This window comes from Micromonospora sp. NPDC005710, from assembly GCF_040630995.1.
Taxonomy (GTDB): domain Bacteria; phylum Actinomycetota; class Actinomycetes; order Mycobacteriales; family Micromonosporaceae; genus Micromonospora.
Map to the genome: position 1 here is coordinate 1 of NZ_JBEXYP010000005.1, position 20,591 is coordinate 20,591.

Consider the following 20,591-nt stretch of genomic DNA (forward strand, 5'->3'; position numbering starts at 1 on the left):
CCGAGGCAGATACGACTCCTGCACATGCCCATCCGCCACATTCACCGTGAACACACTCGTATACCCCTCATGCACCACCGCCTGACCCGCCTGCGCAGTCGATGGCGCTGCGGTGCCACCGGCAAGTGCGGCGAGGTCGGCGAGCGTGCCGTTGAAGACGTTGTAGTCCCGGGTTGCGCCACGCCCGCACGCGTCGATCTCGTACTGCCAGAACGTCCAGTTGGTACCCCACCCCGGCACCGATGGCGGCGCGGAGTTGCAGCTGCTGATGTCCAGCGGATACTCCCCGAACGCCGCGCTGCTGCCGGTGCACGGGTTCCACCAGTTCACATTGGTGTAGATCATCGGCGTCGTGCCGATACGCGTCTTGACCTCGGCGAGGAACGAGCTGATCCACGACCGCATGGCCGACTGCGAGAGCCCGTAGCACGCCGGCAGGTTCAGCGACGCGTACGGCCACTCCATGTCGAGAAAGGGTGGCAGCGTCCGACCGTCGGTGGACCACTGCAAGGTGTTGACGAAGTGGGTGGCCTGACCTACAGGGTTGCCGAGGTCCGGCCGGCCGAACGCGTACGCGCCGGTGTAGAGGCCGACATTCTTCGCGTCACGGTTGTCCTGGTCGAAGTATGGATTGACGTATGACGTTCCTTCGGTCGCCTTCACGTAGGCAAACTCGTCACCACCTGCCCGCTGGGCCGCCCAGTTGACCGTCTTACTACCCGCGTGATCATGGCTGGAGACGTCGATGCCGTTGATGGGATACCCGGCAGGCTGTGCGACCGCGACTGCTTTGTCTGCGGCGAGGCCACGGGCGGCACCGTGGCCGGCCCAACCGTTGTCGCCGTCGCTGTGCGGCTGCGGTGCCGCCAACGCCGGGCCGCCAGCGAGCAGAGCACCGAGCGCCGCCGCGATCAATGCCACAGCCCTGAGGCCACCAGTCGATCTCCGAATGTTCACCATGCCTGTCCCTCCGCTGTGGTGGTTCCCGATGTGCACCGGAAACAGCTACGGGCGAGAGCGTGGCAGCGAGGGCTGGACCAGGACTGGACGACGATCGCCCGTAGTCCGCGGCAGCGACGGGCTGCCGCGCGGACCGACGGGACGGCGTCGGAGGGCCCACATTGGCTAGCGTGTGGGGTCAGTCAGACGATTGCAGAGGATGTCGCCGATGGACTTTGCTCTGCTCGGACCGCTGGAGGCGCGGTTGCACGGACGGAGCCTGCCACTGGGCGGGGTCCGCAGTCAGCTTGTCCTGGCATGCCTGCTGCTGCACCGGGGTGCGACGGTCACCGTGCATGAGCTCGCCGATCTGGCCTGGGACGGTAACCCACCACCGACGGCGCGTAAGCAGATCCAGACGGTTGTCTATCAGCTCCGACGCCTATTCGCGGCGGCGCCGGAGCTCCTGCATACGGACAGCGCCGGCTATCGCCTCGTGCTCGGCAGTGACCAGCTCGACGTGGACCGATTCTCGGAGATGGTCCTCGACGCGAGGGCGCGGACGTCCCGCGGCGACCTCGGCGGGGCCGTCGAGCAGTTCAGGACGGCGTTGGGACTGTGGCGTGGGCGTCCGCTCGCCGGCCTGCCGGGACGGACCGTCGAACGGCATGCGACGCATCTGGAGGAGCTGCGGCTGACGGCCGTCGAGGAGTGCGCGGAGATCGAGCTGCGGCTCGGGCGTCACCGGCAGCTCATTCCCGAACTGCGGGCACTCGCGGATGCACTTCCTTTGCGCGAGCGCCTCACCGGTCTGCTGATGTCCGCCCTGGCCGGCGACGGCCGGCAAGCCGAAGCGATCAGCGCGTTCCACGAACGGGCCGCGACCCTGCGAGAGGAGTTGGGTGTCGATCCCGGCCCAATGCTGCACGCCGTCTACGTCGAGACCTTGCTCGGAGCAGCGCAGGCAGCATCGGTCGCCGCGGCACCGTCACCAGCCACACCGGCGGCGCTGCCCACCGAGCCGGTCGCCGCCGCCGACGACCACGCCGCAACCCTTATCGAACCGGCGCAGTTACCGACCGACGTCAGCGGATTCGCGGGCAGGAAAGAAGCGATCGCCCTACTCGACCAGTTGGCCGCGCGCGTCGGCAAGGAGCGGGGGACCGTCGTCGTCGTCGCGTTGGCCGGCAGTGCAGGCGTCGGAAAGACCGCGCTCGCCGTGCACTGGGCGCACCGTGTCGCGCACCGGTTTCCTGACGGGCAACTGTATGTCAACCTCCGCGGTTACGGGCCCTCCGATGCCATCACCCCGTCCGACGAGGCGGCCAGAGTCCTGCTCGACGGATTGGGCGTGTCCGCGCAACGGATGCCCACCGGCCTGGACGCGCGCACCTCCCTGTACCGCAGCATCATGACCGGACGCCGCATGCTGATCCTGCTCGACAATGCCCGCGACGCGGCCCAGGTCAGACCGCTGCTGCCCGCCTCGTCGGGTTGCCTGGTCCTGGTGACCAGCCGCAGCGACCTGGCTGGACTCGTCGTCGGCGAGGGCGCGGTCCCGCTGCCGATCGATGTCCTGAGCCACGACGAGGCATGCAACCTGCTCCGCAAACGACTCGGCGCAGCTCGCATCGAACGGGAACCGGCCGCCGTCGAGGAGATCGTGGACCGGTGCGCCCGGCTCCCGTTGGCTCTGGCGATCGCGGCCGCGCGCGCCGCAATCGATCCCCGACGTTCCCTCGGCGACATCGCCCGCACGCTCGCCGAAGCCGAGGGGCACCTCGACCCGTTCGCCGGCCCGGACACCACGACCGATATCCGTGCAGTCTTCTCCTGGTCCTACCAATTGCTGCGTCCAGCCGCCGCGCGCCTGTTCCGGCTACTCGGTCTGCATCCCGGCAACGACATCTCCGTGGCGGTCGCGGCGAGCCTGACCGGCACGCCGCCGAACCAAGTCGTGGCCGCCCTCGCCGAGTTGGTCAGCGTGCACCTACTCACCGAAGTCAGAACGGGCCGGTACAGCTTCCATGACCTGCTCCGAGCCTTTGCCCGCGAGCAAATCGCCGCCGATCCGGACGCCCGGGAGGGCCTGCGTCGACTGCTCGACCATTACCTGCACACTGCCGCATCCGCAGCCCGGCAGCTTGACGCCTCGCGCAGGACGATCCCGTTGCCAGCACCGGCGCCCGGCGTGGTGCCCGAGACCATTACCGGCCAGGACCACGCCATGGTGTGGTTCGGCGCCGAGTACCGCGCGCTCGTCACGGGTGTGTCGCTGGCAGCCGGGTCCGACGACGCCGGCCTCGCCCTACATCCGGCCCGCCTCGCCCGTACGCTCACCGACTACCAGAAGCGCACCGGGCGGTGGGACGACGCACTCGCTGGGCACCGCACCGCCGAGGTTGCGGCCCGGCAGCGCGGCGACCGGCTGGGCGAAGGGCTCGCGTTGCACGGCCTCACGCGGGCACAGACGTACCTCGGTGACGCCGACAGTGCGCGGGACGCGGGTATGCGTGCCGTCGCGATCTTCCGAGACGCAGGACTGCACCTCGCCGAAGCGGACGTGCACCGCAGCATCATCGTCGCCCTGGCTCGCGTGGACCGTCACGGCGAGGCGTTGGCGCACGCCGAGCGACAGGCGGAGTTGTACGCCGAACACGGAGACGCAGCCGACCGGGCCAACAGTCTGAACACCTACGGGCTGACGCTCACCGACACCGGCCGGTACGACGAGGCGCTCGACCCGCTCAACCGGGCGCTGAAGATTCAGTACGAGCTCGATGACGACTACGCCGCAGCTTTCATCCACGACAGTCTCGGGCGCGTCTACCTCGGGCTTGACCAGCTCCAGGACGCGGAGCTGCACTATCGGCGGTCATTGGCACTGTTCGACCAGGAGGGCGACCGATACGCCATGGTGTACCCGCTCTCCGGCCTAGGTGACGTCTGTGCGGCTCACTCCGATGCAGCTGGCGCCCGGGCCCTGTACGAACGGGCATTGGTGCTCTGCCGTGAGGTGGGCCAGCACCACTGGACGCTGCGGCTCAGCGAGCGGCTGAGACGCCGTGAGGAGCAGCCGAGCTGACATCGACCCCTACCCGATCTGCACGTCCGCATCCTTGCAGAGCTTCACGACCACCGATCCCGGTCGTACCGCCACCGGCCGAGCACTCCTTGAGGGATCTGAACGGCGGGGTTTCCCGAGCGACTCCAACCACAACATCGAAGGACATGGCAGCACAGCCTGACCACCGCCGGGTAGAGGTCCAGGACGCGCCTTCGCCTAGGGCTCGGTCTGCTTTTACGTCCAGCAGCCTGATCGTTATGTGTCGCCGTCCTCACGGCACCCTCCTCACCAGGCAGGGACGCCGGGCAGGTCAGACCGGCAACATCTCTGGATCCAGAATCCCCGGTGGCCCGCTGGTTGGCTCAGCTGACGACAAAATTCGCCATCATGGCCATGTCTTCGTGTTCCAGGTTGTGGCAGTGGAAGACGTATTTGCCTTGGTACCCGTCGAAGTGGATGAGGATCTTGGCTTGTTCGCCGGGGCGCAGGTCGATGGTGTCCTTCCAGCCGGCGTCGAAGGGGCCTGGGCCGCCGCTGCCTCGAGCGAGGACGTGGAAGGGGCTGAGGTGGATGTGGACGGGGTGGTGGAAGTCGGCGTTCAGTTGCCAGATTTCGGTGGTGCCGAGGTGGACGTGCGCGGCGATGGAGTCGGGGCTGAACGGGGCTTGGGAGATGAGCCAGCCGTCGTGGTCGTTGACGTCACCGGCCCGGAAGTCGAACCTGCGGGTGGCGATTGCATCGGCGGGCCGTAAGGCCGGGATGGCGGACAGTCGGTCCGGCACCCTGAACGCCTGCGGACGGCCGTCGTCGACGATGAACCGCATGACCTGTCCCATCGCCGCAGTGTCGTAGTCGTTGATCAGGGTGACTTCGCTGCCGGGCGCGTAGTGGGAGAAGTCGACGAGTATGTCGAAGCGTTGGGCGGGGGCCAGTTCGAGGTGGTCGTGGTGAATGGGTTCGACGAGGAGCCCTCCGTCGGTGCCGATCTGGGTGATGGCGGACGGGGGTGGCGGGTCGAGTCGTAGTGACAGTCGTCGGGCGTTGCAGGCGTTGAGTAGGCGTATCCGGTAGGTGCTTCGCTGGACCGGTGCGACGGGCCAGGGTGTGCCGTTGACGAGCATGACGTCACCGAGGACGCCGGCGACGTAGTCGCCGTGGACTCCGTGCTGGTTCACGAGGGTGGGGTCGAGACTGGGGTAGAGCAGTGATCCGTCGGTGTCGAAGCTGCGGTCCGTGATCATCAGTGGCAGGTCACGGTCGTCGGCGGGCAGGTGCAGCGCTGCCTCTTCGTCGTCGTGGTGCAGGTGGAAGCCGGCGAGGCCCTGCCAGACGCTGGGGCCCGTGAAGTCCATGCGGTGGTCGTGGTACCACAGCGTCGCTGCCCGCTGCTGCAACGGGAAGGTGTAGGTCCGGATGCCCTGTCGCGTGTCTCCGCCGGTGACCATGTCGTGGCCGCCGCCTGCGTGATCATGACGGAGGTGCCGGTTGTAGTAGCTCATGTCGGTCGGATAGACGTAGTCGATCGGGTAGCCGTCGCTGTCCTGCGGTGTCCGTCCGCCGTGCAGGTGCACGACGGTGGGTACCGGCAGATTGTTGGTGTGCCGGACCATGACGGTGCGGCCTCGTTCGCTTCGGATCGTGGGCCCTGGGAAGGAGCCGTTGTAGGTCCACAGTCTCGTCGTCAATCCGGGGAGAATCGTGGCCCGGGTGACGCTCTGCACGATGTCGTAGTAGTCGGTGGTCGTGTCGGAGCGGGTCGGTCGCAGCACGGGCGGGAGGGTGAGTGGCCGTTGGAATGGCGGTGGCAGGGGTGCGCGGCTGGGCAGGACCTTCCCCGTGGAGCTGGCCCCGGCGATGCCGCTGATGAAGGGGACGCCGATCCCGGCGGCGGCGATCCCGGCTCCGGCGACGCCGAGGAAGGTTCGGCGACTGATGCTGTTCATCGGGTCTTCCTCCACGCTGCGGCGGTGAGGGCGATCAACAGCACGATGATGGTGACGCCCAGGGGGATGTGCACGGCAAGGATCAGTTGGTAGCCGAGCCAGGTCTGCAGTGCGGTCAGGGCGAACAGCACGATCGCCGCGGGCAGTGGCCAGAGTGGGCCTGCCCCGGCGCGGCGCCACAGGATCGCGGTGACGATGCTGGCCGCGATCGCTGCGACGGTGGCCGTGGCGTTGTCCCGGTGCAGGTGCAGTGCCCCGTAGCTGCCGGACAGGAACTGACCGGCGAAGACGGCCTGGTCGAAGGCCAGCACCGCCGCGGTGGTGATGGTGAGCCGGAACAGCCAGATTGGCCACCGCCGTCTCGATGACGTGGCCGGGCGCTGTCGGATCGGTGTGGTCCCTGTGATCGTCACGATGCCTCGAAAGCTTGAACGTCGTGGGAGCGGAAGACCTGCACCTCGGCAAGCAGACGCGACGCCGCGATGCTGGCACGTGCAGCCGGGCTGGCCAGCATGGCCGCCAGGGCACCGTCGTCGCGCCAGCGCGCATGGTGGACGACATGTCGCCCATCGTCGGAGCGGGTCAGTGTCGAGCCGAGGAAGCCCGGTGTGTGCTCCAGCACGTCGTGGCCGTTGGCGGTCAGCAGCGCGTACAGCTGGGCCTGGTGTTGTTCGGTCACGGTGAAGACGCTCGTCACGGTCAGTTCGATGTTTGTTGCCGCGGGACTGTCTGGTCGGCTTGTTGGGCTCTCGGTAGGGGTCGTCATCGCTGAGACGCCAGGGTCTTGCGGACAGCGACGATCGTGACCGCGACGAGGGTGGCGAAGACCGGTCCCGTGGCCGCGTGGGCGATGGCGAGCACGACGGTGTCACCCCGCCCGTAGAAGATCACCTGTACGGCGGCGTTGACGACGTTGATACCGATCGCCGCACCGGTGGCCCTGAGGTGGACGCGGCGCAGCCCCGCGTTGCGGTACCAGTCACGCGGGCCGCCGGTCATCCGGTTGAGGAGCAGGCCGGTCAACGGTCGGCGCGCGATGATGGTGGCCAGGCACGCCATGATCACGGCGAACGGGATCAGGGTCGGGACCAGGAAGAAACCCCGCGCGTCCCCGGTGACGGCGGCGACCACCGCGCACACCGCTACGACCAGGATGCCGATCAGCGCGGACCGCGGTGACTGTCGGCGCGCGAGCCGGAAGCCGAGCCCGGCGACGGCAGCGACGGCTGCGGCGGCGATCGCCGGGTACAGGGATGCCACGACGTTCACTGCCACGAACACCAGGCCCGGCGCCGCAGCCACGCCGATCCCGACCCAGCGCTCCGGGTCGCGCCACATCCGCCTGATCGCCGCCCACCCCGACTCCGTTCCCTGGTGGCGGCCGTGCTGTGGGCCGGATCGCGGGGGTGGCTCCGGGTGGCTGCTGACGTCGTGCTGAGGCATCCGGTCGCCGATCGTGAGGGTCGCTCGTAGATCGCTCATGGGCAGAATGGTTGCACGTGAAACAGTATCTTGCAAACCCGTCTCTCGTGAGATAGTGTTCGGGTGTGCCTACAGAATCAGCTTCCGCCGAGCAGCCAGCCCCGTCCGGTAGTCCGGAGAACCCGGAGGAGGGGTCTCCCTTCGCGATCGGTCTGCTGCTGCGTCGAGCGCATGATCGCGTGGCAACGGCGATGGACGACGCTTTGGCGCCGTTCGGCATCGAGCGGCGCCATCTGATGGTGATGATGCGGCTGCACGCCTCGGGCCCGCTCAGCCAACGTGACCTCGTCGCGCACACCAACCACGACAAAGCCTCGATCGTCCGGATCGTCGACGACCTCGAACGACTCGACCTTGCCTCACGCCAGCTCGTGCCGGGCGACCGGCGGCTGCGGGCCGTCACCCTGACCGAGCACGGTCGTGACGTCTTCACACAGGCCCACCAGGCCGCCGAACCCGCCGCCGCAGCGGCGACCGCGCCCCTCACCCCAGCGCAGACCCAGCAACTCCAGCGCCTCCTGCGCGCGATGGTCGCCCCGTAGCCCGCCTGCCTGACACCCGGGCCACACCAGGGCCGTCCCAGGTCGCCCGACGGCGAACGGCAGGCCCCTACCGCCAGCTCGCTGGCAGGAAAGGCACCACCTCATGCGTGTTCTCATCATCGGCGCGGGTCTCGGCGGGCTCACTCTGCTGCACGGACTACGACGCGCAGGAATCGACGCCCGAGTGTTCGAACGGTCGGCGCACCAGGCACGACAACCGGCCAGCTACGGGATCCACCTCAATGCCGACGGCCTGCACGCCCTGCACGCCTGCCTCCCCGATGAGAACTGGAAGATGATCGACGCGGCCGGAATCCCCGTACCGATGATCATCAGGTTCCACGACCCCCACCGCGGCGTCCTGGCCACCATCGACAAGCGGTTCCCCGCAGACACCACCGACCCGGTCACCAAACGCCGCGCGGTCAGCCGCGGCAAGCTCCACGAAGCCCTCCTGCACAACACCCACACCGACGTCGGCGTGGAACCTCTCGTGCACTGGGACAAGAAGTTCACCCACTACGAGCTGCACACCGGCGGCGTCCGGGCGTACTTCGCCGACGGCTCCCACACCGACGGCGACATCCTCGTGGGCGCCGACGGCAGCAACTCCCTGGTACGCCACCAACGCCTCCCCGGCCTGCAACGTCAGGACCTCGGCATCGTCAACATCGCCGGCCGCGTACCCCTCGCAGGCGCCGTCGCCGCCGCCTTACCGGCCGACCTCACCGATGGCGGCATCAACAACGTCGTCCCCGCCCGCAACGGGTGGATGTTCCTGTCCACCTGGCCCACCGGCGATCCCGACAACACCGACGTCAGCAACGGCGCCGCCGAGTACGTCGTCTGGGCCTGGGCCGGGTCGCGGGACTCGTACCCGGACGGGGTCGAGAAGCTCGACGGAACCCACCTGAAGCGGCTCGTCAGCGAACGCGTCCAGGACTGGACAACACCACTGCGGACCATGGTCGACGCCACCGACGCCACCACCATCACCACAGTGCCGCTGCGGACCATGCCCCAGCTCTCCGAATGGGCACCCTCGCGAGTCACACTCCTCGGCGACGCCATCCACAACATGACCCCCATGGCAGGCATCGGCGCCAACACCGCCCTGCGCGACGCCGAGCACCTCTGCCACGCCCTGACCACCGCCGTCGACCCGGTCGGCGCCATCGGCGTCTACGAGACCGCGATGCGGCACGCTGCCAACCAAGCCCTGGCGCTGTCCACCCGAAACGCCACAAACGCCGCCCTGGCCGGCCCGACGAACCGGACCATGTTCCGTACGCTCCTGCGCGCGAGCGCGGCCATCCCCGCCTTGAGGCGCAAAGTCTTCGGGCCGTCCATCTGAGCGATCAGACCCTTGTCAGTTACGCGCCCTCTTCGGCGGCATCTCATTCATTCCCCAGCGAGGAATGGCCAGACGCTCTCGACCCCTGGGCCACAGTGGTGTGGGGGTTCGAGTCGGTCGGGGCAGCTCCGATCCGTCCGGCGTGCGATGCCTGCCTACCATTCGGTTTGTGCCCGACGACACCGGACAGCCCTCTCCCACCGACCCGGCACGGCAGCAGTTTGTGGTCTGCGGTGACGGTGCGGTGGCTCGCCGTCTGGTCGCTGAACTGGTAGAGCGCTACGGCGTAGCGGTCACCGTCGTCCTACCGTCGTCGAGCGATCACCTTGTGTCCGAGAGTGCCGACTTCGCGTTTGAACTCGAGGTGCCGGGGAGACTGCCGGAAATCGTCACTGCGCGCCGCTTGACCGCTGAAATCCTCGACCAGGCTGGAGTTCGGGACGCCGCAGCTGTGGCGTTCGTTGGCGGCGACGAGGTGGCCAATGTGGATGGCGCCATGATCGCCAGGGAACTGGCTCCGGACGTCCGACTCGTGCTCAGACTGTTCAACCCTGTGCTCGGCGAGGGCGTGGCCGCGATGCTCGGGGACTGCGCCGTGCTCTCCGGATCCGAGATCGCCGCACCGGCGTTCGTCGCCGCCACGCTCGGGGACGCGACGCCCACTTATTTGCGGCTGCCCGGCGGTGAGCTTCTGCGTACCGCGATGCGGAGCGCCGTTGATCCGGCCGGTGTGGATGTGGTCTGCGGTCTGGCCGACACGACCGGTTCGGAGCCGGCCGTCCTTCCATCGGATCAGGCTTCGGCAGACCTGGTACTTGTCCGCGCCCATGGGCGGCCGCGAATGGCCCCGCCGCGCCGAAGGCCACGCCTGCTTCGGGCCCTCGGGCTGGTGTTCAGCCGCAATCTGCGACTGGCGTTGGCCGGCACGGCTGCGGTACTCGCCGCGGCCAGCGTGCTGTTGGCGTACACCCGCGGGGTGAACCTCGCGGAGGCTGCCTACCTCACGCTGCTGGCGACGATGGGCGGCGCCGAGGCGGAACCAACCGCGCCGCTCACCGAAAAGGTGGCCACTGTGGTCCTGGCGACCACCGGAGTGGCGCTACTTCCCACGGTCACGGCCCTCGTGGTCGACTCGCTGGTGCGTGCCCGCCTGGCGGTCGCCGCCGGCGGCATGATCGGGCCGATCGACGACCACGTCGTGCTGGTGGGGCTTGGCAACATCGGCACCAGGGTGCTGGAAGAACTACACTCCGTCGGTATTCGGGTGGTCGCCGTTGACCGGATGGAGTCGGCGCGCGGCGTTGGTGTCGCCCGTGCACTGGGCCTGCCGGTGGTCGTCGGTGACGCGACCCGGCCCGAGACACTGCGAGCCGCCTCCGTACCCACCTGCCGGGCGCTGGTGGTGCTCACTGACGATGACGTCACCAACCTGGAGACCGCCCTGTCCGGGCGGTCATCGTACGAGGCGGGCCGCACCCGGTCCGCAGCAACCGGGCCTCCGCTGAGGGTGGTGTTACGGCTGTTCGACGATGGCTTCGCCGAGCGCACTCAGCGCATCCTGGGCATCAACGAGTCACGCAGCGTTTCGTCGCTGGCGGTGCCGGCCTTCGCGGCCGCCATGATGGGCCGGCAGGTCATCGACACCATATCGGTCGGCCGCCGGGTCCTGCTGGTGGCCGAACTCCCCGTCGGCGCCGGCTCCGAACTGGAGGGCCGGTACTGCCACGACGTCAACCAGCCCGGCGGGGTGTGGGTGATCGCGCTGCGGACCGGCCGGGCGGGACAGACCATCTGGTCGTTGCCGCGACGTCGTGCACTGGTCCGCACCGACCGGCTGATCGTGCTGGCCACACGTGCCGGTCTCGCCGCACTGCTGCCCCGCACCGTACCGAGCCCCGATGCTGAACCACTGGCCGACGTCGCGCCCCTGCGACTGCTCGCTCCGGCACCACGCGATGAAGCGTAAGAGGTTCCGTAACCCCTCGCCCGCACCGCGGTCGTTGCGATTATCGCCCGCGGAGACCGTCGATCAAGAAGGTCGTCTGCGGCGGTTGCCACTGTCGTCACGACTCGTGCTCGTCACGTATCCGTGACCTGATGAACATTTGTCCTGGCGGATCGACTGCCTGTCTTTGAGCCCTTAACCTGGCGATCCAGATAACATCAGGTGACGGAAGGTAGCGCGATGGCCGGCGTCCCGGTCGCCGTCGACACCAGCCCAGACGGCACCCTTGTCATACGACCACGAGGTCCGCTCGGCCTCGAAGACGCGGTCGACCTACGTCGTGCCGTCGTGCGCGCCATCCGTCATGATCGGCCGCTGCGGCTGGTCCTCGACCTACGCGAGGTTGACGGACTCGATCCCATCAATGTCGGCACCCTAGCCGCTGCCTGCGACCTAGGCGACGATCAGTGTGTGGCCGTCTTCCTCGATTACCCCTCCAGCGCGATCGCGGACCGGCTGGTGATGGCGGGCATACCCGCCCACCGCCTGCGCCACGTCGGCAGTCGCCCGACTGATTAGTGTCAGCACGACGGGCCTGGAAGATCGCGCCGACTGCGCTCTGCGCGAGAGGCGCCACACCGTCTGCGGAGCCAACCGACATCGGGGGCGGGCAGCGAGTACTGCCGCCCACCCCCCTGCCACCGGGTCAGTACCGACGCAGGATCCGCTTGTCCGCGTCCAGGTGCCGGGCGAGCTTGATCACGATGAACTCGTTGTTGTCCGGCTGTCCGCTCGTCCGGCCCGACGAGGACGGGAAGTTGTTGTCGTTGAGGACGGCGAGCGTGCGGTCGTCGAGGATCACCACGTCCTCGATCGTCTGGAAGGGGAACGTGAACGTGTCACCGAACCCACCGACGTGCCGCGGGTTGGCGATGTCCATCAGGTCGGCGACCAGCGTCTTGTCGACAAGGCCGTCGCGGTTCCGATCGCGCTTGTCGGCAAGGTAGATCTTCTTGACCTTCGCCGTTTCGCCCTGGCCGTTGTCCCGTTCGATGATCAGGAAGCGGTCCCGATCGACCATGACGGCGTCACCGATCGCGTGAGCAGGAGAGTCGAGCGTGTAGGTCCAGCGTCGGCCGGTATAGGTGTTGGTCCGGATATCGAACTCGTGAAGCCGTAGCGTGCCCGCGGGGTCGCCGGTGACGGTGCCTTCGAGCAGCGGATAGAGTGTGCGACCATCTGGCGATTGGGCCATGCCCTCGAAGCCCTTGCTGCTGGCCAGGTTTGCCGGGTTCGCACCGCGGCCAGGATTCTCCGGTGCGAACACCCCTGGCAGCGGCACCGGCGCCTGTAGCAGGCGGCCGGAGCGGTCGAAGTGCAGCAGGAACGGGCCGAATTCGTCACCGAGCCAGTAGGTGCCGTCCGCCGATCGGGTTATCGACTCGACGTCGAAGTCGGCTCCGGTGAGCACGCGATCGGCACGAGTAAGCGGGAATGGCACCTTGCCGAACGGGTCGGTCAGGTTGATGCCGCCGACCACGTCCACGACATTCTTGCCATCGTCAGGTGCGATCCGCTGAATACGTAGCACAAAGTCAGCACTGTTGGCCTTGTTGCCGAAGCCGTTGTCGGACAACACGTCGAAGGTCCCGTCGGTGTTGCGCAGGACGCCACTGAACCCCTGAACGGGCTGGTCGGCAAACGGCGGAGTGATGCCATTGATGGGGGCACTGCCGAGTGACGAGCCGGATGGTTCGCTGCCCGGAACGAAGGTCGCCGCCGGTAGCGCAGCGAACTTCAGCAACTCGGCCCGTCCCCACGTGCTCCGCCCAGCCGCACCGGCAGCGCCCGGCAGCGTCAGGGTCAGGGCAACCACCGCGGTAGCCAGGCCCACTCGCTTGCTTACTGCCATCGATCCTCATTCCGTCGAGTACGAGCAGGATGTCTCGGTGTTGATCCGGATGGGATGGTAGAGCGACGCGGTGAACGCGAACTGGCCGTCGGGGAATCGATGCCCAAACCGTGCGGCCATGGACGACCTGGTGACCGTCCTGGCAGGACAGCGACATGCCCGGGCCGTTCAGCATTCGGCCAGAGTCGATGCCTCAGACAGACATTCCGCGTTCATGACGCAGCCACCCGCACCGCCGCTGTCCGGCGTTCACTGATGGGAGGAGAACGGCGGGGAGGTGGGACGTGGCGTTACCGCTGAACGAGGCTCTTCTGCTCGCGTCGTGGGTGGCCGAGCTCGTGGCCAGCGCTGTCGCCATGTATGCGGGCGCCACGCTGCGGCTGTCTACCCGGCCGGCTGCCACGATGCTCACCCTTCGGATCGCCACTGGTGTCGCGCTCGCGATGCTGGCCGGGTTGACGCTCTGGGCTCTTGGTGCACTGATGTGGTAGGTCCAGCCATATTGGACCGTACTGTTCGCCCAGCGGATCGGTTCCGGCGATGTCCCCGACAGGTCCATCGACATCCATATAGATATGACTGGACATCACCCGCATCACTGCGATCACGACCGTGGATCCAACGACGATGTGCCGTACGGCCAGGTTGACCTCCCTGCGGGCTTCGGCCGACGCGCGCTGCTGGCCGGTGCCGCCGGGACGCTGATGCTGGCCGCGCTACCGACCGCGGCCCGGGCGGCCACCACGACGGTGGCCGGCGCGCCGACCGCGGCGGTCGGCGCCGGCCGGTCATCCCTGATCACCCAGGGCACGATGTTGGTGCACACGGACATGCATAACCACACGGTCATGTCGGACGGTGACGGCAGCGCCGAGGCCGCGTTCGCCTCGATGCGTGAGGCCGGTCTGGACGTCGCCGCCCTGACCGACCACGCGACGCTCTTCGCCATCGACGGGCTCAGCTCGTCGGAGTGGCGAACCACCGGCGACCTGGCCAACGCCGCCAATGACCCGGGTCAGTTCACCGCGATCCGCGGCTTCGAATGGTCACATCCCCTTCAAGGACACATCAACGTCTGGAACACCTCCGACTTCGTCGACCTGTTGCGGGCCGGCAGCCCCGGCAGCCTGTACAACTGGCTGGCCGGTCGGCCCGGTGGTCTGGCGAGCTTCAATCACCCCGGCCGGGAGGCAGGGAGGTTCAACAACTTCTCCTTCAACGCCTCGGCCCGCAGTCAGCTCGTGGGGCTGGAGATGTTCAACCGGACCGACGACTTCCTCTTCGAGGGCTGGTCGTCAGGCGTGACATCGCCGCTGGTGGCCTGCCTGAACGCCGGCTGGCGGCCAGCTCTGACCGGCGTCACCGACGAGCACGGCACCACCTGGGGCTTCCACGAGGGCAAGGGCCGCAGCGGCCTGTGGGTCGCCGAGAACACCCGCGCCGCGGTGTTCGAGGCGATGGCTGCCCGCCGGTCCTTCGCCACTCGCGTCTCCGGGCTGCGGGTGGACGCCACCGCCAACGACGTACGCATGGGTGGGGTGCTGAACGTGAGCTCCGGCGACATCCGGTTCCTGCTTGATCTGGACCGCGGCTCGGCCTGGGACGGCAAGCCGCTGCGGATCCAGGTCCTGCGTCCCGGCACGTCGGCACCGACCGTCGTCGACGTCGTCGACACGGTCAACGGTCGGGTCACGGACTTCACCGTGCCGCTCGACGTCGCCGACGGCGACTGGGTGGTGCTCCGGATCTCCGACCCGTCCCTGCCCAACGGCACCCCCGGCCCGGCCGGTCACCCGTGCAACGACTTCGCTGTGGCGTACACCAGCCCGTGGTGGCTCCGGCCCTGACCCCGAGATGCCGGTCCCGGCACCGGAGTCAGCCGCATGGCTGCCCCGGTCGTGCCGGGACCGGCACCCCGGTGCCGAGAGGTGGTCGCGCCCCGACGTGGTCAGACCACGCGGGAACCTCGAACGGCTGCGACGCTGAGCACACCGGCCACTCACGCGCAGGCCTGCTCAGCGCGATCATCCACGGCGTACTAGCCGCGAGACACCTGCTGCGCCTCACGTACCTCGCGGACGCCTCACCCGAGCAGATCATCGACCTCCTGCGCCCGTGCTTCCAAGGCCTGACCACAGAGCGTGAAGGTCGCTGAGACCGTAGGCCGAGACATCCGCGGCTGCGACGCCGGTAAGGTCAACGGCCGCAAGTAGTTCATCTTCACTGAACATTTTGGACCGCGCATCCGCTTGTCGACTGTGCCCGCCTGCTGCTTTGCAGGCCCGCCATCGTCAGTGTGCGGGCCATCCCCCGCCGGACGGTCAGAGACTGCCCGACGGAGAACGTTGGCGAGGCTTCAACATGAGACTTCGCCGGCGATGCCCACTGTCAACGATTGCGGTACCGCATCAGCATGCAGAGCTTATTGGCGTGTTGCCGACATACAATCGGCCTGACGCATTGATGTCGACTGTCGTTCCACTGCCGCCGTAGGTGTTGCTGCCCCAGAGGGCGTAGTTGTTGGTGTGGTAAATGACGAAGTTTCCGTCACTTTGGTAGACGGCTCGTCCGGACGACTGCCCCTGCGTGCCGGACCACCAACAGGCTTTGGTGGCCACGTGGCTGGCATTGCCCTTGTACAAAACCAGATTGCCGTCACTCTGGAGAATGAGCCAGTAGTAGGTCGAACCGCTGGAGCGCTGGATGTAGTCGTTAACATAGAGCAGCGTAGGAGCTGTTCCGCTGCTGAGGTCCCTCCTGAGGTAGCTGCCGACGTTCCCGGCGAACGCTGGCGCCGCTATGGCAAGCGCCCCAGCGGCCACGAAGGCCGTAACGAGTACCTGCGCGATTTTCTTTCTGGCCATGAAATCCCCCATTCAGCTACGGTGAACCCTCGGAAGCTAGGCGGATGATCGCCCATTGTGGACCACGTCGGCGTAGTCGTTGAGTTGGGCAATCCACGCATTTGCTCCTTTCGTCCTGTCGGCGCGACGATGCGAAAGATACACAGATCGGTCGGATGATCTACCTGCCGGCCGGCAATCATGATGATGGACGAAGCTGCGCGGCAATTGTTGGCAGAGCGCGCAGGAACGTTGACCCTCAGCGCAAGCTTTGGCGCGAGGTGTAGAGCTGGCGGTATTCCCCCGGGGGTAAGCCGAACGCTTGCTTGAATGTACGGCTGAACGCTGTCGCGTCCGCAAATCCCCAGCGTGCGCCGATGACGGCGACCGAGCGGCCCAGCAGCGCCTCGTCACTGAGCTCGCGACGGCACCGGTCCAACCGGCGTTCCTTGATCCAACTGGCGATCGTAAGCCCCTGCTCACGGAACTGGGTTTGGAGTTGGCGGAGGGAGATGGCGTGCGCCGCTGCGACCCCTGCGGGTGTCAAGCCGGGGTCCGCCAGATGCTTGTCGATGAAATCGAGCACCCTGAGGTGAAGAAGGCGATGTAGCGCGTCCCGTCCGGCGCGGTCCGGATGGCTGAACTGCGCTAGGACCGAGACCACAAGATCGATAAGAATCGGCGCAAGACGTCGCACGTCAGCCTCGGCGTAATGGTCGGCGGAGTCCCTGATCTGCCTGGCCATCGTCATCATCAACGATCCAAGCCCGCCGCCGAGAGGCAGCGGCCGCGCCAGCAGCGCGGCCAGTTGCGCCTGTCGCGTCGGCATTTCCGAGCGCTGGAGGTGGATGATCACCTGCTCGACCACCTCGCGGTTCGCAACAACGCCCGGCAGTGATGTGTCGATGATGGTGAACTGTCCCATTGCGACAGCGGACTCCCGGTCGGCGTGGTCGATGGCCAAGCGCCCAACTACTGGCACTGTGAGGTAGTACCAACCAGGATCTGAGCGGCGAATGTGCCGTAACGCCCGCTCTGCGCGCAGTGGCGGATAACGGATCCTGGACAGCTGGACGGCACCGAGATCGAGCAACTCGACCTCCGCCGCGAAGCCGTTCGCATTCTGCGTCGTCACCGTCGTGCTGATCATCGCGGTCGCTGTCATCTCGTGCCACACGGCGAACCGAAGATCTTGAGGAACGCTGCTGGTGCTGAACCGGTCTATCCGCATGAAGACTCCTGAGACAGGCAGGGCTTCCCGTCAATCCCCAGTGAATAGAAGTTATTGTATGTGTATTCCTTGACCCAAGGTTCGTGGCGTGGACGCCAACGTGGGCATTGTGAATCCAGCGGTACGAAGAGGCGCCTGTCTGTTCCTGCCGTAGCCAGCTCGACTGGGAGCGCCCTGAGTTCGACAACGAGCCGGCCGAGCCAGCCGCCACATCCGCGCCAACCTCGGCGCCATCTACGACGCGACGGGTCGCCTGCGGGCGGCCGGCGAGGCAAGCGGTGGCGAGCGCGTCGCGTCGAGGATCGCCTGTTGACCGTCCGGCCGTTGATGCAGAGACCTGGTCGTTGTGGGCCGGCCGGTGTGGCTTTCTGTGGCTTGCCCCTTGACTTGCCCTGAAGTCGGGCGTAAACAAAACCCAAGCAAAACGAAACGGCGGTGAAACAACATGTACGCCGAAGAACGACAGCAGGAGATCCTCCGCCTCGCCCGGGACGTGGGCCGGGTCGAGGTGACCGGTTTGGCCGACGGTCTCAACGTGACGTCGGAGACCATCCGCCGCGATCTCACCATCCTGGAGCGGGCCGGGGTGCTGCGTCGGGTCCATGGCGGAGCCATTCCGGTCGAGCGGCTCGGGTTCGAGCCCGCCCTGGCTGCGCGTGATGCGGTGCTCATCGAGGAGAAGGAGCGCATCGCCAAGCTCGCCCTGAGCGAGGTGCCGGAGGAGGGCGCGATCATCCTCGACGCCGGCACCACGACAGCCCGGCTGGCCCAGCTGCTGCCGGTCGACCGCGAGTTGACCGTCGTCGTCAACTCGCCGGTCATCGCCACGACCCTCGGCACCTGTGCCAACCTCAACGTCCTGCTCCTGGGTGGACGGGTTCGCGGGAAGACGCTGGCGACCGTCGACGACTGGGCGCTGTCACCGTTGGCGGATCTCTACGTCGACGTCGCGTTCATCGGGACCAACGGCATCTCGGTCGAACGTGGGCTGACCACCCCGGACCCGTCCGAGGCGGCGGTGAAGCGGGCAATGGTCCGTGCGGCCCGCCGCACTGTGGTGGTCGCCGATCACACCAAGCTGGGCAACGACTATCTGGCCCGGTTCGCTGAGCTGGCCGACGTCGACCTGCTCGTCACCGACAACCGTGCCGACCCCGACCTGACCGGCGACCTGGAGTCCGCAGGCGTCCGGGTGGTGCGCGCATGATCGTCACCGTCACCCTCAACCCCAGCCTCGACCGGGCCGTGGAGGTCGACTCACTCACCCGGGGCGAGGTCATCCGGGCTGCCACCGCTCACCTCGACCCCGGCGGCAAGGGCGTCAACGTCTCCCGTGCCCTGCTGGCCAACGGGGTGCCGTCGGTGGCGGTGTTGCCATCCGGCGGTGACGAGGGCAACCAGCTCATCCGCCTCCTCGAGGCCGAGGGTGTGGAGGTCCTCGCCGTGGCAATTTCCGGGAGGACCCGTTCCAACATCACCCTGGCCGAGCCCGACGGCACCGTCACCAAAATCAACGAGCCCGGCCCGGTCATGGACGCCGCCGAGTTCGACGAGGTGATCGACGGTGTGCTCACCCGCGCCAACGGCGCCGACTGGGTGGTGCTGTGCGGCAGCGTCCCGCCCGGCCTGCCCTCCGACGCCTACGCCCAGGTGTGCCGCAAGCTACGCGCCGCCGGCGTCAGGGTCGCCGTCGACACCAGCGGTCCCGCCCTGCGCGAGGCCGCCCTGGCCGGGGCGACCCTCCTCAAACCCAACCGCGACGAACTGGCCGACGTGGTCGGCACCCCGCTGACGAACCTCGACGATGTGGTCGACGCCGCCCAGTGCCTGCGGGCCTGGGGAGCCGACACCGTCGTGGCCAGCCTCGGCGCAGACGGCGCTGTCCTCGTCGACGCCGAAGGAGTCCACACCGGCACCTGCCCGGTTGCCCGGCCCCGTAGCAGCGTCGGTGCCGGCGACGCGCTGCTCGCCGGGTTCCTCGCTGCCGGCGCCCAGGGTGCCGCCGCCCTCGCCGAGGGCCTGGCCTGGGGCGCCGCCGCGGTGAGCCTGCCCGGCAGCCGGATGCCCGGCCCCGCAGACCTGTTCCGCCACGACGTCACCATCCACACCTAGCCGGACGAGCTTCTTCCCCTGCGGCCGTCTGGACCGCCCCTCGATGAAGGAGATACCCCCGTGACCTCCTCTTCCTACACACCAGAGGTGAAGGGCCAGGGCCTCAGACCCACCGTGCAACGCCTCGGCGGCTACCTGGCCGCGATGGTCATGCCCAACATCGGCGCGTTCATCGCCTGGGGCCTGATCACCGCACTGTTCATCCCGACCGGCTGGATCCCCAACAAGACCCTGGCCGAACTGGTCGGCCCGATGATCAGCATCCTGCTTCCGGTGCTCATCGGCTACACCGGCGGTCGGCTGGTTCACGGCCAGCGCGGCGCCGTCGTGGGCGCGGTGGCCACCATGGGCCTCGTCGTCGGCGCCGATGTGCCGATGATCCTCGGCGCGATGATCATCGGGCCGCTCACGGCTTACCTTCTCAAGCTGTTCGACGGCCTGGTGGAAGATCGGATCCGTCCCGGCTTCGAGATGCTCGTCGACAACTTCAGCGCCGGCATCATCGGTGCCGCGATGGCCATCGGCGGTGTCTACGGCATCGGCCCCGTCGTCGAATGGCTCACCAAGCAGGCCGGCTCGGGCGTCGACTGGCTCGTCGGCAAGGACCTTCTGCCGCTGACCTCGGTGCTGGTCGAACCCGCCAAGGTGCTCTTCCTCAACAACGCCATCAACCACGGCGTGTTCGGCCCGCTGGGCATCGCCGAGGCCGCCGACAAGGGCAAGTCGATCCTGTTCATGATCGAGTCGAACCCCGGCCCCGGCCTCGGTCTGCTGCTCGCCTTCCTGCTCTTCGGCCCCCGCGCCTTGCGCCCCAGCGCCCCGGCCGCGATCATCGTGCAGTTCCTCGGCGGCATCCACGAGATCTACTTCCCGTACGTGCTGATGAAGCCGAAGCTGATCCTCGCCATGATCGCCGGGGGCGCGGCAGGCGTCGGCACCTTCGTGATCACCGGTGCCGGCCTGGTCGCCACCCCGTCGCCGGGCAGCATCTTCGCCTACCTCGCCGTCACCCCCAAGGGCGGCCACTTCGGGGTCATTCTCGGCGTCGTGATCGCCGCCGCCGTCACCTTCGCGGTCGCCTCGGCCCTGCTCGGCTTCGGGCGCGGCGAGCCCGCCGCGGACGCCGTCGGCCCCGACGAAGAGACGGTTGTACGCCCGGAGCAGGAACGGGTCCTCGACCCCGACGAGACCCTCGACACGTCGGCGAAGCAGGAGGTCTGA

Annotated in this window: 19 protein-coding genes; 11 read left to right on the forward strand and 8 right to left on the reverse strand. The window is 67.7% G+C overall.

Going from position 1 to position 20,591, the window contains the following annotated elements:
- Window positions 1–915 (reverse strand): GH25 family lysozyme (locus tag ABZ406_RS08370; RefSeq protein WP_357757313.1); only part of this gene is annotated, 915 nt, incomplete at its 3' end.
- A 253-nt stretch (window positions 916–1,168) separates the two neighbouring features.
- Between ABZ406_RS08370 and ABZ406_RS08375 the strand changes: the two genes are divergently transcribed.
- Complete coding sequence (locus ABZ406_RS08375; protein ID WP_357757316.1) at window positions 1,169–4,024, forward strand: BTAD domain-containing putative transcriptional regulator; 2,856 nt, start codon at window positions 1,169–1,171, stop codon at window positions 4,022–4,024.
- A 344-nt stretch (window positions 4,025–4,368) separates the two neighbouring features.
- Here the strand turns inward: ABZ406_RS08375 and ABZ406_RS08380 are convergent, their stop codons facing one another.
- The 4 genes from ABZ406_RS08380 to ABZ406_RS08395 all read right to left on the reverse strand — a co-directional run bounded on the left by ABZ406_RS08380 (window position 4,369) and on the right by ABZ406_RS08395 (window position 7,431).
- A complete protein-coding gene (locus tag ABZ406_RS08380) occupies window positions 4,369–5,949 on the reverse strand; it encodes a multicopper oxidase domain-containing protein (protein WP_357757319.1) in 1,581 nt (526 codons plus the stop codon).
- Entirely contained in the window at window positions 5,946–6,362 is a 417-nt protein-coding gene (locus ABZ406_RS08385; RefSeq protein WP_357757322.1) for a hypothetical protein, read from the reverse strand. The genes ABZ406_RS08380 and ABZ406_RS08385 overlap by 4 nt, the downstream gene beginning before the upstream one ends.
- Window positions 6,359–6,646: an antibiotic biosynthesis monooxygenase gene (locus tag ABZ406_RS08390; RefSeq protein ID WP_357757325.1), complete on the reverse strand. Its 288-nt coding sequence runs from the start codon at window positions 6,644–6,646 to the stop codon at window positions 6,359–6,361. The genes ABZ406_RS08385 and ABZ406_RS08390 overlap by 4 nt, the downstream gene beginning before the upstream one ends.
- A 65-nt stretch (window positions 6,647–6,711) precedes the next feature.
- Window positions 6,712–7,431 (reverse strand): DUF3159 domain-containing protein, encoded by a 720-nt coding sequence (locus ABZ406_RS08395; RefSeq protein ID WP_357757328.1) that lies wholly within the window; start codon window positions 7,429–7,431, stop codon window positions 6,712–6,714.
- Between the two features lie 191 nt (window positions 7,432–7,622).
- On the opposite strand from ABZ406_RS08395, the gene ABZ406_RS08400 reads away from it, so the two are divergent.
- The 4 genes from ABZ406_RS08400 to ABZ406_RS08415 all read left to right on the forward strand — a co-directional run bounded on the left by ABZ406_RS08400 (window position 7,623) and on the right by ABZ406_RS08415 (window position 11,851).
- Window positions 7,623–7,973, forward strand: a complete 351-nt coding sequence (locus ABZ406_RS08400; protein ID WP_357757331.1) for a MarR family transcriptional regulator — start codon at window positions 7,623–7,625, stop codon at window positions 7,971–7,973.
- Window positions 7,974–8,076: 103 nt separating this feature from the next.
- Window positions 8,077–9,327, forward strand: coding sequence for an FAD-dependent monooxygenase (locus tag ABZ406_RS08405; RefSeq protein ID WP_357757334.1), 1,251 nt, complete (start codon window positions 8,077–8,079; stop codon window positions 9,325–9,327).
- A gap of 169 nt (window positions 9,328–9,496) precedes the next feature.
- Window positions 9,497–11,293 carry an NAD-binding protein gene (locus ABZ406_RS08410; protein ID WP_357757338.1) on the forward strand — a complete coding sequence of 599 codons (1,797 nt, stop codon included), beginning with the start codon at window positions 9,497–9,499 and terminating at the stop codon, window positions 11,291–11,293.
- 219 nt (window positions 11,294–11,512) lie between these two features.
- Window positions 11,513–11,851, forward strand: coding sequence for an STAS domain-containing protein (locus ABZ406_RS08415; protein ID WP_357757341.1), 339 nt, complete (start codon window positions 11,513–11,515; stop codon window positions 11,849–11,851).
- Window positions 11,852–11,978: 127 nt separating this feature from the next.
- Here ABZ406_RS08415 and ABZ406_RS08420 read toward each other — a convergent pair whose 3' ends face one another.
- Window positions 11,979–13,184 carry an esterase-like activity of phytase family protein gene (locus tag ABZ406_RS08420; RefSeq protein ID WP_357757344.1) on the reverse strand — a complete coding sequence of 402 codons (1,206 nt, stop codon included), beginning with the start codon at window positions 13,182–13,184 and terminating at the stop codon, window positions 11,979–11,981.
- A 284-nt stretch (window positions 13,185–13,468) separates the two neighbouring features.
- Here ABZ406_RS08420 and ABZ406_RS08425 point away from each other — a divergent pair, with 284 nt between their 5' ends.
- The 3 genes from ABZ406_RS08425 (at window position 13,469) to ABZ406_RS08435 (ending at window position 15,339) form a co-directional block, all read left to right on the forward strand.
- Window positions 13,469–13,675, forward strand: a complete 207-nt coding sequence (locus ABZ406_RS08425) for a hypothetical protein (protein WP_357757347.1) — start codon at window positions 13,469–13,471, stop codon at window positions 13,673–13,675.
- 138 nt (window positions 13,676–13,813) lie between these two features.
- On the forward strand, window positions 13,814–15,031 hold the full coding sequence (locus tag ABZ406_RS08430; protein WP_357757350.1) for a CehA/McbA family metallohydrolase: 1,218 nt from the start codon (window positions 13,814–13,816) through the stop codon (window positions 15,029–15,031).
- 71 nt (window positions 15,032–15,102) lie between these two features.
- Window positions 15,103–15,339: a hypothetical protein gene (locus tag ABZ406_RS08435; RefSeq protein WP_357757354.1), complete on the forward strand. Its 237-nt coding sequence runs from the start codon at window positions 15,103–15,105 to the stop codon at window positions 15,337–15,339.
- A 253-nt stretch (window positions 15,340–15,592) separates the two neighbouring features.
- On the opposite strand, the gene ABZ406_RS08440 is transcribed toward ABZ406_RS08435, so the two are convergent.
- Window positions 15,593–16,060, reverse strand: coding sequence for a hypothetical protein (locus tag ABZ406_RS08440; protein WP_357757357.1), 468 nt, complete (start codon window positions 16,058–16,060; stop codon window positions 15,593–15,595).
- Window positions 16,061–16,286: 226 nt separating this feature from the next.
- The gene (locus tag ABZ406_RS08445; protein WP_357757360.1) at window positions 16,287–17,258 is read right to left on the reverse strand and encodes a helix-turn-helix domain-containing protein; all 972 of its coding nucleotides are present in this window, start codon (window positions 17,256–17,258) and stop codon (window positions 16,287–16,289) included.
- Window positions 17,259–17,703: 445 nt separating this feature from the next.
- Here ABZ406_RS08445 and ABZ406_RS08450 point away from each other — a divergent pair, with 445 nt between their 5' ends.
- From ABZ406_RS08450 to ABZ406_RS08460, 3 genes are read left to right on the forward strand one after another with little or no spacing between them, the layout of a single operon-like run.
- Entirely contained in the window at window positions 17,704–18,465 is a 762-nt protein-coding gene (locus ABZ406_RS08450; RefSeq protein WP_357757363.1) for a DeoR/GlpR family DNA-binding transcription regulator, read from the forward strand.
- Window positions 18,462–19,370 carry a 1-phosphofructokinase gene (gene pfkB, locus ABZ406_RS08455; protein ID WP_357757366.1) on the forward strand — a complete coding sequence of 303 codons (909 nt, stop codon included), beginning with the start codon at window positions 18,462–18,464 and terminating at the stop codon, window positions 19,368–19,370. The genes ABZ406_RS08450 and pfkB overlap by 4 nt, the downstream gene beginning before the upstream one ends.
- 60 nt (window positions 19,371–19,430) lie before the next feature.
- Window positions 19,431–20,591, forward strand: coding sequence for a PTS mannitol transporter subunit IICB (locus ABZ406_RS08460; protein WP_357757369.1), 1,161 nt, complete (start codon window positions 19,431–19,433; stop codon window positions 20,589–20,591).

Excerpts from the sequence above, each read along its gene's own strand:
- ABZ406_RS08400 (WP_357757331.1), top strand. The coding sequence starts at position 7,623 with ATGGACGACGCTTTGGCGCCGTTCGGCATCGAGCGGCGCCATCTGATG.
- ABZ406_RS08445 (WP_357757360.1), bottom strand. The coding sequence starts at position 17,258 with ATGCGGATAGACCGGTTCAGCACCAGCAGCGTTCCTCAAGATCTTCGG.
- ABZ406_RS08415 (WP_357757341.1), top strand. The coding sequence starts at position 11,513 with ATGGCCGGCGTCCCGGTCGCCGTCGACACCAGCCCAGACGGCACCCTT.
- ABZ406_RS08440 (WP_357757357.1), bottom strand. The coding sequence starts at position 16,060 with ATGGGGGATTTCATGGCCAGAAAGAAAATCGCGCAGGTACTCGTTACG.
- ABZ406_RS08380 (WP_357757319.1), bottom strand. The coding sequence starts at position 5,949 with ATGAACAGCATCAGTCGCCGAACCTTCCTCGGCGTCGCCGGAGCCGGG.
- pfkB (WP_357757366.1), top strand. The coding sequence starts at position 18,462 with ATGATCGTCACCGTCACCCTCAACCCCAGCCTCGACCGGGCCGTGGAG.
- ABZ406_RS08420 (WP_357757344.1), bottom strand. The coding sequence starts at position 13,184 with ATGGCAGTAAGCAAGCGAGTGGGCCTGGCTACCGCGGTGGTTGCCCTG.
- ABZ406_RS08395 (WP_357757328.1), bottom strand. The coding sequence starts at position 7,431 with ATGAGCGATCTACGAGCGACCCTCACGATCGGCGACCGGATGCCTCAG.
- ABZ406_RS08405 (WP_357757334.1), top strand. The coding sequence starts at position 8,077 with ATGCGTGTTCTCATCATCGGCGCGGGTCTCGGCGGGCTCACTCTGCTG.
- ABZ406_RS08375 (WP_357757316.1), top strand. The coding sequence starts at position 1,169 with ATGGACTTTGCTCTGCTCGGACCGCTGGAGGCGCGGTTGCACGGACGG.
- ABZ406_RS08450 (WP_357757363.1), top strand. The coding sequence starts at position 17,704 with ATGTACGCCGAAGAACGACAGCAGGAGATCCTCCGCCTCGCCCGGGAC.